At 72.2% G+C, this 14221-nt stretch carries 10 protein-coding genes; 4 read left to right on the top strand and 6 right to left on the bottom strand.

From position 1 onward, the window contains the following. Window positions 1–36: 36 nt before the first annotated feature. On the bottom strand, window positions 37–1608 hold the full coding sequence (locus tag OG407_RS43275; RefSeq protein WP_405866011.1) for a M1 family metallopeptidase: 1572 nt from the start codon (window positions 1606–1608) through the stop codon (window positions 37–39). A gap of 210 nt (window positions 1609–1818) precedes the next feature. Here OG407_RS43275 and OG407_RS43270 point away from each other — a divergent pair, with 210 nt between their 5' ends. Next, window positions 1819–4038, top strand: a complete 2220-nt coding sequence (locus tag OG407_RS43270) for an NADP-dependent isocitrate dehydrogenase (RefSeq protein ID WP_405866009.1) — start codon at window positions 1819–1821, stop codon at window positions 4036–4038. Window positions 4039–4288: 250 nt separating this feature from the next. Here OG407_RS43270 and OG407_RS43265 read toward each other — a convergent pair whose 3' ends face one another. Continuing rightward, on the bottom strand, window positions 4289–4630 hold the full coding sequence (locus OG407_RS43265; protein ID WP_405866007.1) for a DUF5713 family protein: 342 nt from the start codon (window positions 4628–4630) through the stop codon (window positions 4289–4291). A gap of 84 nt (window positions 4631–4714) precedes the next feature. On the opposite strand from OG407_RS43265, the gene OG407_RS43260 reads away from it, so the two are divergent. Both OG407_RS43260 and OG407_RS43255 read left to right on the top strand, forming a co-directional pair. Further along, window positions 4715–5539 (top strand): N-formylglutamate amidohydrolase, encoded by an 825-nt coding sequence (locus OG407_RS43260; RefSeq protein WP_405866005.1) that lies wholly within the window; start codon window positions 4715–4717, stop codon window positions 5537–5539. 76 nt (window positions 5540–5615) lie between these two features. Then, a complete protein-coding gene (locus tag OG407_RS43255) occupies window positions 5616–6839 on the top strand; it encodes a cytochrome P450 (RefSeq protein ID WP_405866003.1) in 1224 nt (407 codons plus the stop codon). Window positions 6840–6914: 75 nt separating this feature from the next. Here the strand turns inward: OG407_RS43255 and OG407_RS43250 are convergent, their stop codons facing one another. Genes OG407_RS43250 through OG407_RS43240 form a run of 3 tightly spaced genes read right to left on the bottom strand, consistent with a single transcriptional unit; the run spans window position 6915 to window position 9534 of the window. Beyond that, window positions 6915–7457, bottom strand: coding sequence for a hypothetical protein (locus OG407_RS43250; protein WP_405866001.1), 543 nt, complete (start codon window positions 7455–7457; stop codon window positions 6915–6917). A gap of 5 nt (window positions 7458–7462) precedes the next feature. After that, the gene (locus OG407_RS43245; RefSeq protein ID WP_405865999.1) at window positions 7463–8101 is read right to left on the bottom strand and encodes an RNA polymerase sigma factor; all 639 of its coding nucleotides are present in this window, start codon (window positions 8099–8101) and stop codon (window positions 7463–7465) included. Beyond that, window positions 8098–9534, bottom strand: a complete 1437-nt coding sequence (locus tag OG407_RS43240; RefSeq protein ID WP_405865997.1) for a S8/S53 family peptidase — start codon at window positions 9532–9534, stop codon at window positions 8098–8100. The genes OG407_RS43245 and OG407_RS43240 overlap by 4 nt, the downstream gene beginning before the upstream one ends. Before the next feature lie 110 nt (window positions 9535–9644). Between OG407_RS43240 and OG407_RS43235 the strand changes: the two genes are divergently transcribed. Further along, window positions 9645–12248 (top strand): CHAT domain-containing protein, encoded by a 2604-nt coding sequence (locus OG407_RS43235; RefSeq protein WP_405865995.1) that lies wholly within the window; start codon window positions 9645–9647, stop codon window positions 12246–12248. Between the two features lie 13 nt (window positions 12249–12261). Here the strand turns inward: OG407_RS43235 and OG407_RS43230 are convergent, their stop codons facing one another. Next, on the bottom strand, window positions 12262–14160 hold the full coding sequence (locus tag OG407_RS43230) for a LuxR C-terminal-related transcriptional regulator (protein ID WP_405865993.1): 1899 nt from the start codon (window positions 14158–14160) through the stop codon (window positions 12262–12264). Between the last annotated feature and the right edge of the window lie 61 nt (window positions 14161–14221).

Raw genomic sequence — 14221 nt, 5'->3', positions numbered from 1 at the left:
TGACCTGATCTGACCTGATCTGGCCGGTCAACTCCCTCAGAGTGTCGCGGAGTTGTCGCGGTGGTGCCCGCCGGTCCGGCTGTGCGGGACGGTGAGGGACGGGTTCACCGGCGTCACCGTCCAGTCCGGATGACCGGGCATGCGCGGCGTCGCCGTACCGTAGAGCCAGTCCCGCAGGAAGCCGGACAGGTCCTGGCCGGCGACCTTCGAGGCGACGGCGATGTAGTCCTCGGTCGTCGCCGAGGAGTCGCGGTACCGGGCGAGGAATGCCTGTTCGACGGCGTGGAAGGCGTCCTCGCCGATGAGTTGACGGAGCGCGTAGAGGACGAGGACGCCGCCCAAGTAGCGCTGGTTGTCGAAGAGGTCGGCCGCGTTCGGGGCGGCGACCGGTCCCGAGTCGTGGCGCCATTGGTCGCCGCGCGCGTAGGTGTCCTTCATGCGGGCTTCCATCGTGGTGAGACCGAGGGAGTCGGGCCAGCCGCGCTCGTAGCGGTAGAGGAGTCCGTAGAAGTCGGCGTGGCCCTCGTTCAGCCAGAGGTCGGCCCAGGTGGCGGGGCTGACGCTGTTGCCGAACCAGGAGTGGACCAGCTCGTGCATCATGTGCGAGCCGATCTTGCTCTCCGCCTGGAGCAGGAAGTTCGGCTTGTACAGGGTGAGGGTCTGGGTCTCAAGTCCCGTGAAGTCAAAGGCGTTCGGGTCGTCCGAGTTGCAGGGCAGCAGTCCGTACGTCTCGAACGGGTAGGCCCCCAGGCGCTGTTCGAGCCAGTCGACGAGGCCGGGGGTCAGCGCGAGCGCCGGTTCCAGGGCGGCGGCGCGCGCGGTCGGCACGACGTCCCGGAGCGGCAGCCCGTGCGGGCCACTCCGGTCCTTGATGACGTAGTCGCCGACGGTGATCTGCACCAGCTCGGTCGCCATCGGTGAACGGGAGCGGTAACTGAACGCGGTCCGGGCGCCGTCCAGCCGCTCGGTGCACACCGGTTGACCGTTCGCGACCCCGCGCAGCCCGTCCGGGACGGTGATCCGGAACGTGAAGTCGGCCTTGTCGCTGGGGTGGTCGTTGCAGGGGAAGACGGTGTGCGCCAGGTTCGGCTGACCGCACACCGCGAAACCGTCGGGGGTGACGACCCAGCCGCCGGTCGGCGCGGCGGCGCGGCCCGGGTCGACGGAGTACTCCACGCACACGGTGACCCGGGCCCTCGCCGGGAGCGTCCCGGCGGGCGTGATCCGCAGCTTCTCGTCGGCCTGCTCGAAGTCGGCCCTACGGCCCTGCACGCGCACCGTGCGGATGTCGAGGCCCAGGGCGTCGAGGGAGAAGCGGGTCAGGGCTTCGGTCGTGCGGAGTTCCAGTGTCGCCGTACCGTCGACGAGCCGGGTCGTCGGGTCGTAGGCGAGGTCGAGGTCGTAGGACAGGACGCGGTATCCGTCGTTGCCGAGGGTCGGGAAGACCGGGTCGCCGAGGGTCTCGCCGCCCTCGTCGCCGTACCCCCGTGCGGTTGCCTCGTCGCCGTTCCCCCGTCCGGCCGCGAAGGCCGGGGAACCCGCGGTCAGTGCCGCGGCCGTACCGATCAGGGCGGCCACCGGGGCCGTCACTCTGCTGCGATATCTCATGATCCGCTTTCGTTCGGGCGGCCGGGTGGTCGGCTCCGGCCGTCGGTCGGTGAAGGTGATCCACCCCTTACCGACTACGGAATCGGGCGATGGGTTGCCCTTGATCCGCGCACGTGTGTTCGCGCAGTGCGGACAGACCGCTGTCGAGTGGGACCGGATCAGGAGATATCTTGATGTCGAGCAATGTTGCAGACGTGGAGCGGAGCACCGGTGACTGACTCGACCATCATCTATACGCACACTGACGAGGCCCCGGCCCTGGCGACGTATTCCTTCCTGCCGGTGGTCCAGGCGTACGCCTCGCAGGCGGGTGTCGCCGTGACCACGCGGGACATCTCGCTGGCCGGGCGCATCATCGCCGTGTTCCCGGAGTATCTCACCGAGGACCAGCGGATCCCGGACGCCCTGCACGAGCTGGGCGAACTGGCGAAGACGCCCGAGGCCAACATCATCAAGCTGCCGAACGTCTCGGCGTCCATCCCGCAGCTCAAGGCCGCGGTGGCCGAGCTGCAGGAGCAGGGTTACGCGCTGCCGAGCTACCCGGACGACCCGAAGACCGACGAGGAGCGGGACATCCAGTCCCGCTACGACAAGATCAAGGGCTCGGCGGTCAACCCGGTCCTGCGCGAGGGCAACTCCGACCGGCGCGCCCCCGCCTCGGTCAAGAAGTACGCCAAGACCCACCCGCACCGCATGGGCGCCTGGTCGGCGGACTCGAAGACCAATGTCGCGACGATGGGCGAGAACGACTTCCGCTCCACCGAGAAGTCCGTGACGATCGCCGAGGCCGGCGCGCTGAGGATCGAGCTGGTCGCCGCGGACGGCACCACGACCGTGCTGCGCGAGTCCGTACCCGTCCTCAAGGACGAGGTCGTCGACGCCTCCGTGCTGCACGTCGCCGAGCTGCGCGAGTTCCTCACCGCGCAGATCGCCCGCGCCAAGGCCGAGGACATCCTGTTCTCCGTGCACCTCAAGGCCACGATGATGAAGGTCTCCGACCCGATCATCTTCGGCCACGTGGTCCGCGCCTTCTTCCCGAAGACCTTCGAGCAGTACGGCGCGACGCTCGCCGCCGCCGGTCTCTCCCCGAACGACGGTCTCGGCGGCATCCTCAAGGGCCTGGCCGCGCTGCCCGAGGGCGACGCGATCAAGGCGTCCTTCGACGCGGAGATCGCCGAGGGCCCCGCGCTCGCGATGGTCGACTCCGACAAGGGCATCACCAACCTGCACGTGCCGTCCGACGTCATCGTCGACGCCTCGATGCCGGCCATGATCCGCACCTCCGGCCACATGTGGGGCCCGGACGGCGCGGAGGCCGACACCCTCGCGGTGCTCCCGGACTCCTCCTACTCCGGCGTCTACCAGGCCGTCCTCGACGACTGCCGCGCCCACGGCGCCTACGACCCGTCCACCATGGGCTCGGTGCCGAACGTCGGTCTGATGGCGCAGAAGGCCGAGGAGTACGGCTCGCACGACAAGACCTTCGAGGTCCCGGCGGCCGGCACGGTCCGCCTCGTCGACCAGGCCGGCAACGTCGTCCTGGAGCAGTCGGTCGCCAAGGGTGACATCTTCCGTGCCTGCCAGACCAAGGACGCCCCGCTCAAGGACTGGGTGAAGCTCGCCGTCACCCGCGCCCGCGCCACCGGCAACCCGGCGGTGTTCTGGCTCGACGAGACCCGCGCGCACGACGCGCAGCTGATCGCCAAGGTCAACGCGTACCTGCCGGAGCACGACATCGAGGGCCTGGACATCCGGATCCTCGCCCCGGTCGAGGCGACCCAGTTGTCGGTGGATCGCATCCGCCGCGGCGAGGACACCATCTCGGTGACCGGCAACGTGCTGCGCGACTACCTGACCGACCTCTTCCCCATCCTGGAGCTGGGCACCAGCGCCAAGATGCTGTCGGTCGTCCCGCTGATGGCGGGCGGCGGCCTCTTCGAGACGGGCGCCGGCGGCTCCGCGCCGAAGCACGTGCAGCAGCTGGTCAAGGAGAACTACCTGCGCTGGGACTCGCTCGGTGAGTTCTTCGCGCTGGTCCCCTCCCTGGAGCAGTACGCGACGTTCACCGGCAACGCCCGCGCGCAGGTCCTCGCGGACACCCTCGACCGCGCGACGGCGACCTTCCTCAACGAGGACAAGTCCCCGACCCGTCGCGTCGGCGGCATCGACAACCGCGGCAGCCACTTCTTCCTCTCCCTGTACTGGGCCCAGGAGCTGGCCGCGCAGACCGAGGACGCGGACCTCGCCAAGGCCTTCGCCCCGCTCGCCGAGACCCTCGCGGGCGCCCAGGAGAAGATCATCGAGGAACTCGGCGCGGTCCAGGGCAGCCCGGTCGACATCGGCGGCTACTACCAGCCCGACCCGGCCAAGGCCGCGAAGATCATGCGCCCGTCGACGACGTGGAACGAGGCGCTGGCTTCCCTGAGCTGACGCACGAAGCCTGGAGGACGCCTGCCCCTCCGCCCCGGCCGGGATCTTCTCCGGCCGGGGCGGAGGTGTTTGTGGGGCGGGCGGGTGCTGAGCCCCGGCAGGAGACGGCACGTCAGGCGCTGGCAACCCGACCGGCTCGCAGGCCACCCGCGCGAGAACCACTGCCCGCCGCCCGTTCCGGCCAGGACTTCGACCCGCCGCGCTCACCAATCCCCGGGCGCTGTCCCCCACCAGCCCGCACCCACCCGCGTCACCAGTCCCGTACGGCGATCAGCTCCTCCACGTCCGCGTCCTTGAAGCCGTACGCGTCGGCCACGAATCCGAAGTCCTCGGCTATCTCCTCGCGGGCCACGGTCTCGATCTCGCTGTCGGCGGCCTCGAAGTCGGCCTGCAGGGCGTTGAACTCCTCGGTGGCGACCTCGGTGAGGGCGTACAGCGCGGGCAGGTCGGCGGGGTGTTCGGTCTCGATGCGCTCGCACAGGCGCAGCAGGATGGCCCTGCCGAGATCCAGGACGTGGTCGGGGTAGTAGTCGTCCCGGTACAGCGCGGACAGGAACGCGTGCTCGGTGATCTGCTGGTTGCTGACGGGCATGGTGGTGCTCCCCCGGTCCGTGATCGTCTGTGCGGATACCTTGATCCTGCACCACGCCACTGACAACGCCTCCGGGAGCCGCCCGTGTCCCCCACCGCGCCGACCTCCAGGCCGTCCTCCACGCCGTCCTTCGAGCTGCTGCCCGGCGCCGCCTGCTCGCCCGTGATCCTCCATGTGCCGCACTCCGCGCGGGAGATACCGGCCGACGTCCGCGCAGACATCCTGCTGGACGACCCGGCGCTGGAACGCGAACTGGACCACATCACCGACAGCCACACCGCGCGGATCGCCGTCGAGGCGGCACGCGGGTGTGCCGTCACCCCGTGGCGGTTCGTGAACCGGCTCTCCCGCCTGGTCGTCGATCCGGAGCGCTTCCCGGACGAGCGCGAGGAGATGCTCGCCGTGGGCATGGGCGCGGTCTACACCCGCACCACCCACCACGCCGACCTACGGCCCGCCGACCACGACCCCGAGCCGCTGATCGACCGCTGCTTCCGCCCGTACGCCCGCGCGATGACGGCGGCCGTCGCCGACCGGCTGGCCGCGACGGGCCGAGCCGTCGTCATCGACCTGCACTCCTACCCCACCGCCCCGCTCCCCTACGAACTCCACGGCACCGACCCCCGCCCGGCCGTCTGCCTGGGCACGGACACCCTCCACACCCCGCCCGCACTGCTGTCGGCGGCCCGCGAGGCGTTCGCGGGGTGCGGGGAGATCGGGCTCGACAGCCCGTTCATCGGTACCTACGTGCCGCTGGAGTTCTACGGCAAGGAGCCCGCGGTCGGCGCCCTGATGGTGGAGATCCGCCGGGACACGTACATGACGGAGCCCGGTGGCCCGCCCGACGGCCCGGGGGTCGCCCGGCTCGCCTCCGCACTGACGACGCTGGTGAACGCCGTATCCGGATGACGTACGCCCCCGCGACCGACCTCCGGCTGGCGCACTCCCGCAGGACAGGCGGTCGGGGGCGTACGAGGGTGGACGCATGACCGAGGAGACCACCACGCTGACCGGCCAGGCCCCGCCCCCCGTCCGGGACTGGCCCCCGCTCGACCTGGCCGGGACGGAGTTCGACCCGGTCCTCGTGGAGCTGATGCGCGAGGGCCCGCTGACCCGGATCCGGCTGCCGCACGGCGAGGGCTGGGCGTGGCTGGCCACCCGCTACGACGACGTGAAGATGATCACCAACGATCCGCGGTTCGGCCGCGCGGAGGTCACCACACGTCAAGTGACGCGCATGGCCCCGCACTTCAAGCCCCGCCCGGGGTCACTGGCCTTCGCCGACCAGCCGGACCACAACCGGCTGCGCAAGGCGATCGCGGGCGCGTTCACGGTCGGCGCGATGAAGCGGCTGCGGCCCCGGGCGCAGTCACTGCTCGACTCGCTGGTCGACGGAGTCGTGGCGGACGGGCCTCCGGCTGATCTGATCGAGCGGGTCCTGGAGCCGTTCCCGATCGCCGTGGTGAGCGAGGTCATGGGGGTTCCCGACGGGGACCGGGAGCAGGTGCACGCCTGGACGCGGCAGATCATCTCCATGTCCGGTGGCGCCGAGGCCGCCGACCGTGCGAAGCAGGGCATGTACGCGTGGATCACCGACACGATCCGCGCCCGCGCCGACAGCGACGGAACCGACGTGTACTCGCTGCTCGGCGGCGCCGTGGCCCGGGGCGAGATCAGCGAGGAGGAGGCGTCCGGTGTGGCGGGCCCGCTGCAGATCGGCGGGGAGGCGGTCACCCACAACTGCGGCCAGATGCTGTACCTGATGCTCACCCGCCCGGAACTGCTGGAACGCCTGCGTGCCCAACCCGAGTGCAGGGAGGCCGCGTTGGACGAACTCCTGCGGTACATCCCGCACCGCTCCTCGGTGGGCCTGGCCCGGATCGCCCTGGAGGACGTCGAGTTGCACGGCCTGCGGATCAGTGCGGGCGACCCGGTCTACGTCTCCTACCTCGCCGCCAACCGCGACCCGGCCGTCTTCCCGGACCCGGACCGCATCGACGTCGACCGCGATCCCAACCCCCACCTGGCCCTCGGCAACGGCTCGCACTACTGCACCGGCGCCGTCCTGGCCCGCCTGCAGACCGAACTCCTCGTCGACACCCTGCTGGACCGCCTCCCGGGACTCCAACTCGCCGTCCCCGCCGAGGAGATCGTCTGGCGCCGGAAGACGATGATCCGGGGGCCGCAGACGTTGCCGGTGACCTGGTAGCTCGCAGCGCGTGGATCGCCGTGCGCGAGGGCGGGTGCCCTGGCCTTGCTCAACACCCGCCTCGCGCACCGGAGTTCACGCCCGGAGCCACTCCGTGACGACGACCTCGCCGCCGGCCCGCAGCCGTAGCGCGAAGGGGCCGGTCGGGGGTGCGTCGCTGGTGAAGCGGCCCATGGCGTCGGCCGTGAGGGTGGTGGGGCGCAGGGCCTGGAGGCCGTTCAGGACCTCGATGCCGGCCGGCTGGGGCGGCATCACCTGGCCCATCAGGCCCTCGCTCGTCACCTCCACGTCGATGCTGAGCTCCCCCGCGGTGAAGGTCAGCATGCGGGGCACGTCCATGGCCCCTCTGACCGGGATCGCGTCGACCAGGGAGTCGAAGGTCAGCTCCGCGAGCCGGGCGTCCAGGTCGTACAAGGCGTAGGCGTCCATGGCGAACTGGCGCAGGTCCGCGGGGACCGGGTCCAGGACGGCGGCGGCCTGACGCAGCTCCTCCTCAAGGAGCGCGTCCTCGAACTCCCCGGCGCCGTCGCCCTGTTCATCCTCCTGCTCGGTGAACTCCTCGTCGTCGAAGGGCTCCTGGCCGAAGGCGTCGAACGCGTCGGGACCGTCGTCGTGCATGCCGTTCACAGCGCCCCCCGGGCGTCCAGTCGGGCCCGCAGCCGGCGCAGGCAGCGCTGCCGCATCGGGCCGATGCTGCCGACGGCGATCTCCAGGCCGGCGGACACCTCCAGATAGCTGGGCGGCGGCGAGGCCATCAGTACCCGCAGCAACTGCCTGCAGCGCTCGCCCAGTTGCTCGAACTCCTGCCACAGCCGCCGGATGCGCTCGGCGTCGGAGGCGGCCTCCTCGGAGTCGATCAGCGACTGCTCGGGGGTGCGCTCCTCGCTGATGCGGTCGAGGAGTTGGGGATCGTCCGTCGGCATGAGCCGCCGTAGCGACTTGATGACCTTCAGGCACTCGTTGCGTGCGGTGCTCGCCAGCCAGGAGCCGGCCTTCTCGGGTTCGCGGATGCGCCGAAGGTGCTGGGAGAAGCGCAGCCACACGGTCTGGTAGACCTCGTGGCCGTCGGCGTCGGAGAGCCGGTGGGCGCGCACCACTGACCAGACCAGTGGGCTCAACCCCTCGACGAGCGCTTTCCAGGCCGCCGCGTCGCCGTCGACGGCTGACTGGACGAGCGCGCCGACTTCTGCACGTTCCACGGTGCCACCCCTCGTGTACGGCATGTCATCGTACGCCGTGGAGGGGAGGGTTCCGGCCGTCATGCCGGAGGGGAGAGCGGTACGACGGGGACCGGGCGCCAGGTGGGTGGGCGCAGCGCCGGTACGTGCGCCCCGCGCACTTCGGCGTACTCGGTGTTCCCCGTGAGGAGTTGGGTGCGGGCGGCGCGCGCGTCGGTCTCCTTGTTGGCCGTCATGAAGGCGGCGACCATGCCGGCGGCGACGGGCGCGGCGAACGAGGTCCCGCTCCAGCGGGCGAGCCCCTCGAACGTCGCCTGGTCCGGGCTGCCCGGCTCGGTGTCCCCGGCCTGGCTCAACACGCCCTTGTGGGTGGGTGATTGGCAGGTGCAGCTGTAGGTGAAGCCGAACCGGCAGGCGTCGTAGGTGGAGTGCTGGTAGGCGTACGGCGTGGGTGCGCCGAAGCCGGTGAGGGGGCCGATGAGCCGCTCGCCGGGGGCGTAGGCCTTCACCCAGGCGCCGTGGTTGCTGAAGCAGGCGCCGAACTCGCCGTCGCTGCGCAGCGCGCCGACCGAGAGGACGACGTCCTGGTAGTCGGGGAGGTCGGCGTAGGCGGCGGGCCAGAAGGGCGTGGCGCTGGCGTTGTTGCCGGCTGCCGCCACCAACAGGGTGCGCTGTCCGCGCAGTTCCTGCATGAAGCCCTCGACGCCGAGGAGTCCGTCGGTGCGGCCGTTCGAGGTGCCGGCGGAGAGGCTGATGACGTCGGGCCAGCCGTTCTGGTCGACGGCGGCGAACAGGGCCTCGCCGAAGTCGGATTCGAGGATGGCGCCGGCGTCGTTGAGGGTGTTGCGGACCGTGACCTCGGTGTTGGGCGAGACGGCCGCGACGAGCCCGGCGATGAACGTGCCGTGCCCTACGTACTGTTGGAGCACTCCCGCGTCGTCGGTCTCCCGGATCTGCGCGTCGCCCTGGACGTGGGCGAGCAGCGGGTACGACCGGTAGTCGTGCATGAGACCGGTGTCGATGACGAGGACGCCCACGGCGGTGTCGGCGTCGTAACCGGCTTCCGCGGGCGCGGGGTTGGAGCCTTCGGTGAGCGGGGCGGGCACGGGCTCGTCGCCGGGGCAGGCGTTCACCGCGATCGACACCACGTGGTTGCGGCTGACCAGTCGCCGTCCGGCGCGGCCCTCCGGTTCGCGCAGTGCGCGCAGCGCGTTCGCCACGGCGTGGTCGCCGTTCCGGTCGCCGACGCCCGGGTCGCCGACCTGGATGCGGGTGATGCCGGACCGGTTGGTCTCGGGGCCCGCCCGGCGCACGGCGTCCGCGCTGAGGCCGGTGGCCGCGGTGAAGTGCGTACGCACGGTGTCCTCGACGACGCGGGCCTCCTCGCCGTCGCGGGCGAGCACGACGCCCTTCTCGTAGAAGAACTCGGCGGAGTCGTCCGGCCCCATCGCCAGGACGACGTCGGGCATCGAGCGCTGGATCTGGTCGAACTGCTCGTGGAATCGCTGTGGCGCCATGGCGTGTTCCTCCCACTGCGGCGGCGGTCGTCAATCAGAGCCGCCGGGCCGCTTCTTGATACAGCTCCAAACCTGTGTGGTCTGCACCTGGGACCACTAGCATGGGAGAAGTGACAGCGGGAAGCGACTCGATTCTCGAACTGCTGCCGATGGTGTTCGCGGCTCCGAACGAGGCGCTGGCCGGTGCGCGGGAGGTTCTCGACGGCGATCCGACGCCGTTCCGGGCCTCGGTGGCGCACCACGCGATCGGCATGTGGCAGCGGGACTTCGGCGATCTCCGGCTCGCCCTGCACCATCTGCGGCGCGCCCGCGACCTGGCGGCCCGCGCCGATTCGGCGGACCGCGAGGCGGACGTACTCGGCACGCTGGGCGTGGCGTTGGTGCACGCGGGCCGCACCCGGCAGGGCCTGGATGCCTTCGAGCGGGGTATCGCCCGGGGCACCGGACAGACCCGGGCGCGGGTGCTGTACCGGCGGGCGTACGTCTGGTGGGTGCTGGGCCGGCACCGCGAGTCGCTGGAGGACGTTCGGCGGGCGATCGCCGTGCTGCGGCAGGCGGATGACGTGATCTGGATCGCGCGGGCGATCACCCTGCGCGCGACCGTGCATCTCGCGCTGGGCGCGGTGGACCGGGCCGACGCCGACTTCACGACGGCCGAGCGGCTGTGGGAGACCACCGGCCAGGAGCACGACAAGGCGGACGTGGTGGAGAGCCGGGGGCTCGCGGCGTTCCGGTCGGGCGACATCCCGGTGGCGCTCCAACTCCTCGACGAGGCAGAGGTGATGTACGCCAAACTCGCCATCCCGACGTTCATGCTCACCATCCGCCGCTGCGAGGTCCTGATGAGCGCGGGCCTGGCCGGGGAGGCCCTGACGTACGCGGACACGGCGATCGGGCTGCTCGACGGGATCGGCGGACAGTCCACCCGCAAGGCGGAGTTGCTGCTCGTGGCCGCCCGGGCCGCGCGGCTCGCGGACGATCCGCCCACGGCGATCGCGCGCGCGGCCGTGGCGGTACGGCTGTTCGCCGCGCAGCGGCGCACCTGGTGGGAGACACATGCCCAACTGGTGCTGATCGAGGCCAGGTTGGCGGCCGGGCGCGCGTCCGGGCGGCTGGTGGCGGACGCCGCCGCGGTGGCCGACCGACTGACCGTGTTCGGCTCGCCGTCCGCACCGGAAGCCTCGCTGTTGGCGGGCCGTATCGCACTGGCCCTCGGCTGGACGGCGGACGCGGAACGGCACTTGGCGGTGGCCGCCCGCAGCAGACGCGGCGGCCCGCCGCTGGCCCGGATGACGGGCTGGGCGGCACAGGCGCTGCGCGCACAGGCGGCAGGCTCCGGTCGCGGGGTGCTGGAGGCGTGCCGACGCGGGCTCGACGTCCTCGACGACCACCGTACGACCCTGGGCGCCTCGGAGTTGAGAGCGCGGGCGACCGCGCAGGGCGCCGAACTGGCGGCGCTGGCCCAGCGCGCGAGTCTGACGTCCGGCGGCCCGCGGCGCCTCCTGGTCTGGAGCGAACGCTGGCGGGCGACCGCCCTGTCGACCCCACCCGCCCGGCCACCGGCCGATCCGGCTCTTCTCAGCGACTTGACGGCGTTCCGCGTGATCGCCGCCCGCGCGGAGGAGGCCCGCAGCAAGGGCCGCCCGCTGCCGCCCCTGGAACGCGAACAGCGGCGCCTGGAACGGGAGATCCGCTCCCGCACCCTCCGGATGCGGGGCGACGCCCCCGGCGAGGGCGACCGCTTCGACCCGACTCGCCTGCTGGCACGCCTCGGTGGGACACGGCTGGTGGAACTGGCCGTGGTGGACGGCCAGGTGCACGCTCTGCTCTGCGGAGACGGCCGGGTCCGCCGCTTCGAGGCAGGCCTCCTCGCGGAGGCGATGGCCGAGGCGGAACACGTACAGGCGGGTCTACGGCGTCTGGCGCATCCCGGAGCGGAGGCGAGGCTCCCGGTGGTGGAGGCGGCGGGCCGACGCCTGGAGGAACTCCTCCTCGGCGAGGCGGCTCAACACCTGGGCTCCGGCCCGGTGGTGGTGGTTCCGCCGGGCCGACTCCACCGTGTGCCCTGGGCGTTGCTGCCCTCGCTGCGCGACCGTGTGCTCAGCGTGTCGCCGTCGGCGGGCAGTTGGCTGCGCGCCCTGGACACCGAACCGCCGTCCGGCGGCCGGCACGTCCTGGTGCGCGGTCCCGGCCTCGCGACCGGCGGCGCCGAGGTCCCGGACCTGGCCGACCGCTACGTCAGGCCCACGGTCCTGGAGCACGACGACGCCGAAGTCCCGCGCGTGCTGGCCGAGTTGGACGGCGCGACCCTGGCCCACATCGCGGCCCACGGCACGTTCCGCGCGGACAGCCCCCTGTTCTCGTCCCTCCGCATGGCCGACGGCCCGCTCATCGTCCACGACTTCGAACGCCTCGCCCGCAGCCCGTACCGCATCATCCTCTCCAGCTGCGACACGGCCCGCCTCGCCTCGGTCGGCGCGGACGAACTCCTAGGCCTGGTAACGGCGTTGCTCCCCCTGGGCACGGCAGGCGTGATCGCGAGCAGCGCCCCGGTCAACGACGCGGCGGTCGTCCCCCTGATGCTCGCCCTGCACAAGGGCCTGCGCGCCGGCCTGTCTCTGGCGGAGGCGCTGCGCGATGCGCGGGCGTCGTTGCCGGGTGACGCGGTGCATCAGGCGACGGGGTGGGCGTTCTCGGCGTTCGGGGCGGCTTGAGGGGTCCCCTCTCCTACGCCGACTGCGCCGCAGGCAGTTCCACCAGCCACGGCAGCGCCCCGCGGTCGCTCGCGCCGAGGCGGGCGTACGCACTGTAGAGGTGGTTGCCGACCGTGCGGATGGAGAGGGTGAGGCGGTCGGCGATCTGGCGGTTGGTGAGGCCTGCGGCGGCGAGGGTGACGATCTGGCGTTGGCGGGCGGTGAGTTCGCCCAGGACGAGGCCGGACAGGGCCGGGGTGCGGGCGCCCTGGCAGCGGCGGGCCAGGGCTACCGCCCGGGTGCGGGACATGCGGGCGGCGCGGGGGTCTCGGTGGGCGCGGACAGCTTGGGCGTGTGCCTCGGCTGCGAAGAGCAAGAAGCCGCGCTGTTCCAACTCCCCTGCTACCCGGTCCAGTGCGGGGCCGTCGCTCTCGACCAGCGCCTCCGCGTGCCTCGCGAGGACGGCCGGGCCGTCGCCGGGCAGTTTGGCGAGCCGGTCGGCGACGCGTTCGGGGGCGCCGAGGCGTACGGCGTCGTAGAGGACGTACGCGGCGGGCCTGGCGTCCTCGGCGGTGAGGCCGCGGGGCTCCTCGCCCTCTCTCCATCTGCCGTCGGCGATCTCGCGGGCCGCCTCCACATCACCGCGTGCCGCCGCCAGCCAGCTGCCCGCGTCGCCGGACGCGGGGCGGTGGGCGAGGGCCTCGTCGGTGGCCGGTACGTCGCCCGACTGGGCTGCGGCCAGGGCGAGTTCGGCCGCGCAGGCGCGGCTGCCCGCAGCCTGCCGCAGTCCCTCCCGTGCCCAGGCCGCCGCCTCACGCAGCTCGCCCCGCAGCCTCGCGAACCGGGCGCGGACGGCGGCGTACCCGGCCGGTACCGGTGCGCCCTCCGCCACCAGCCACTCCCCCACGGGCGTCGGCAGCGGGCGTACGTCGGTGCGGTCGATGCGGTCGGTCAGCGCGGACCGTTCGGCCGCGAGGGCCGGGACGCACTGGTCCGGGGTGCGGGCCAGTCGGCGGGCCCGGAGCCGGCCGGCCGCGGCGCGCAGCGCGGGGCCGTGCAGGGGGTGGGCGAGGCGGACGGCGCCCTGGTCGTCGACGTGGATCAGGGCCTCGGTCTCCAGGCGTTCGAGGACGTCGAGGTCGAAGTCGTCCAGCGAGGACGCCAACGGCTCGGCGAACGCGAGGCGTTCGAGGCTCTCGCGCTCCTCGGGGCCGGTGTGGGCGAGGACTTGGGCAGTGCGTTCGCGGACCGTCGCGGTGACCGGCACCGGGCCGCGCCACGCCCACTCGTCGGAGTCGGCCGTCCGGGTCAGCAGCCCGCGTTCGCGCACCGCGCCGAACAGGTCGCGCAGCAGCCGCAGATCACCTCGGCAGAGGCCGTACAGGCGATTCACGGTGAGGGGTTCCAGCGGTCCCCCGGCGCCCAGCGCCAGCAACTGGGCCGTCTCCTCGCGGGGCAGCGGCTCCAGCGCGAGGCGCGGCAGCAGCTCGCCCGTCCACAGGCGCGACACCGCACCCGGTACCGGGTGGCCGTCGGCCACCACGACCACCAGCCGGGTCCGGCCGTGGACGGCGAGTTGGTGGACGAGCGCGGCCGAGGAGTCGTCGAGCAGATGGGCGTCGTCCACGAGCAACAGCCGGACGCCGGAGAGGAGTTGGACCGCGCGGTGCAGGGTGACGCTCTCGGGGAGCAGGTGCGCGAACGCGGCGAAGGGGAGCGAGCGGGTCTCGGGCGTCCCGGTGACCTTGGCGCAGTCGCCGCCCCGGACGGCCTCGGTCACCAGCCGGGTCTTGCCCCGGCCGGCCGGACCGGTCACCACGATGCCGTGCCGCCCGGCCGTCAACGAACCGCGGATCAGCTCCAGTTCGTCCGCCCGGCCGGTGAACGGCCAGGGCAGTTCCAGGGTCTTCGCGTCCTGTTCGAAAGTCGTCACACAGATATGAGCCCGGCTACTCACCCCTGATACAGGGTGACTTGAGTAGCCCTCGACTCAG

This window comes from Streptomyces sp. NBC_01515, from assembly GCF_045040345.1.
In the GTDB taxonomy this organism is placed as follows: domain Bacteria; phylum Actinomycetota; class Actinomycetes; order Streptomycetales; family Streptomycetaceae; genus Streptomyces.
The sequence above is the reverse complement of the archived record's forward strand: the minus strand, read 5'-3'. Positions and strand labels throughout refer to the sequence as shown.

Coding starts and splice junctions, on each gene's coding strand:
- OG407_RS43265 (WP_405866007.1), bottom strand. CDS start 4,630: ATGCCCGTCAGCAACCAGCAGATCACCGAGCACGCGTTCCTGTCCGCG.
- OG407_RS43275 (WP_405866011.1), bottom strand. CDS start 1,608: ATGAGATATCGCAGCAGAGTGACGGCCCCGGTGGCCGCCCTGATCGGT.
- OG407_RS43245 (WP_405865999.1), bottom strand. CDS start 8,101: ATGACGGCCGGAACCCTCCCCTCCACGGCGTACGATGACATGCCGTAC.
- OG407_RS43240 (WP_405865997.1), bottom strand. CDS start 9,534: ATGGCGCCACAGCGATTCCACGAGCAGTTCGACCAGATCCAGCGCTCG.
- OG407_RS43255 (WP_405866003.1), top strand. CDS start 5,616: ATGACCGAGGAGACCACCACGCTGACCGGCCAGGCCCCGCCCCCCGTC.
- OG407_RS43250 (WP_405866001.1), bottom strand. CDS start 7,457: ATGCACGACGACGGTCCCGACGCGTTCGACGCCTTCGGCCAGGAGCCC.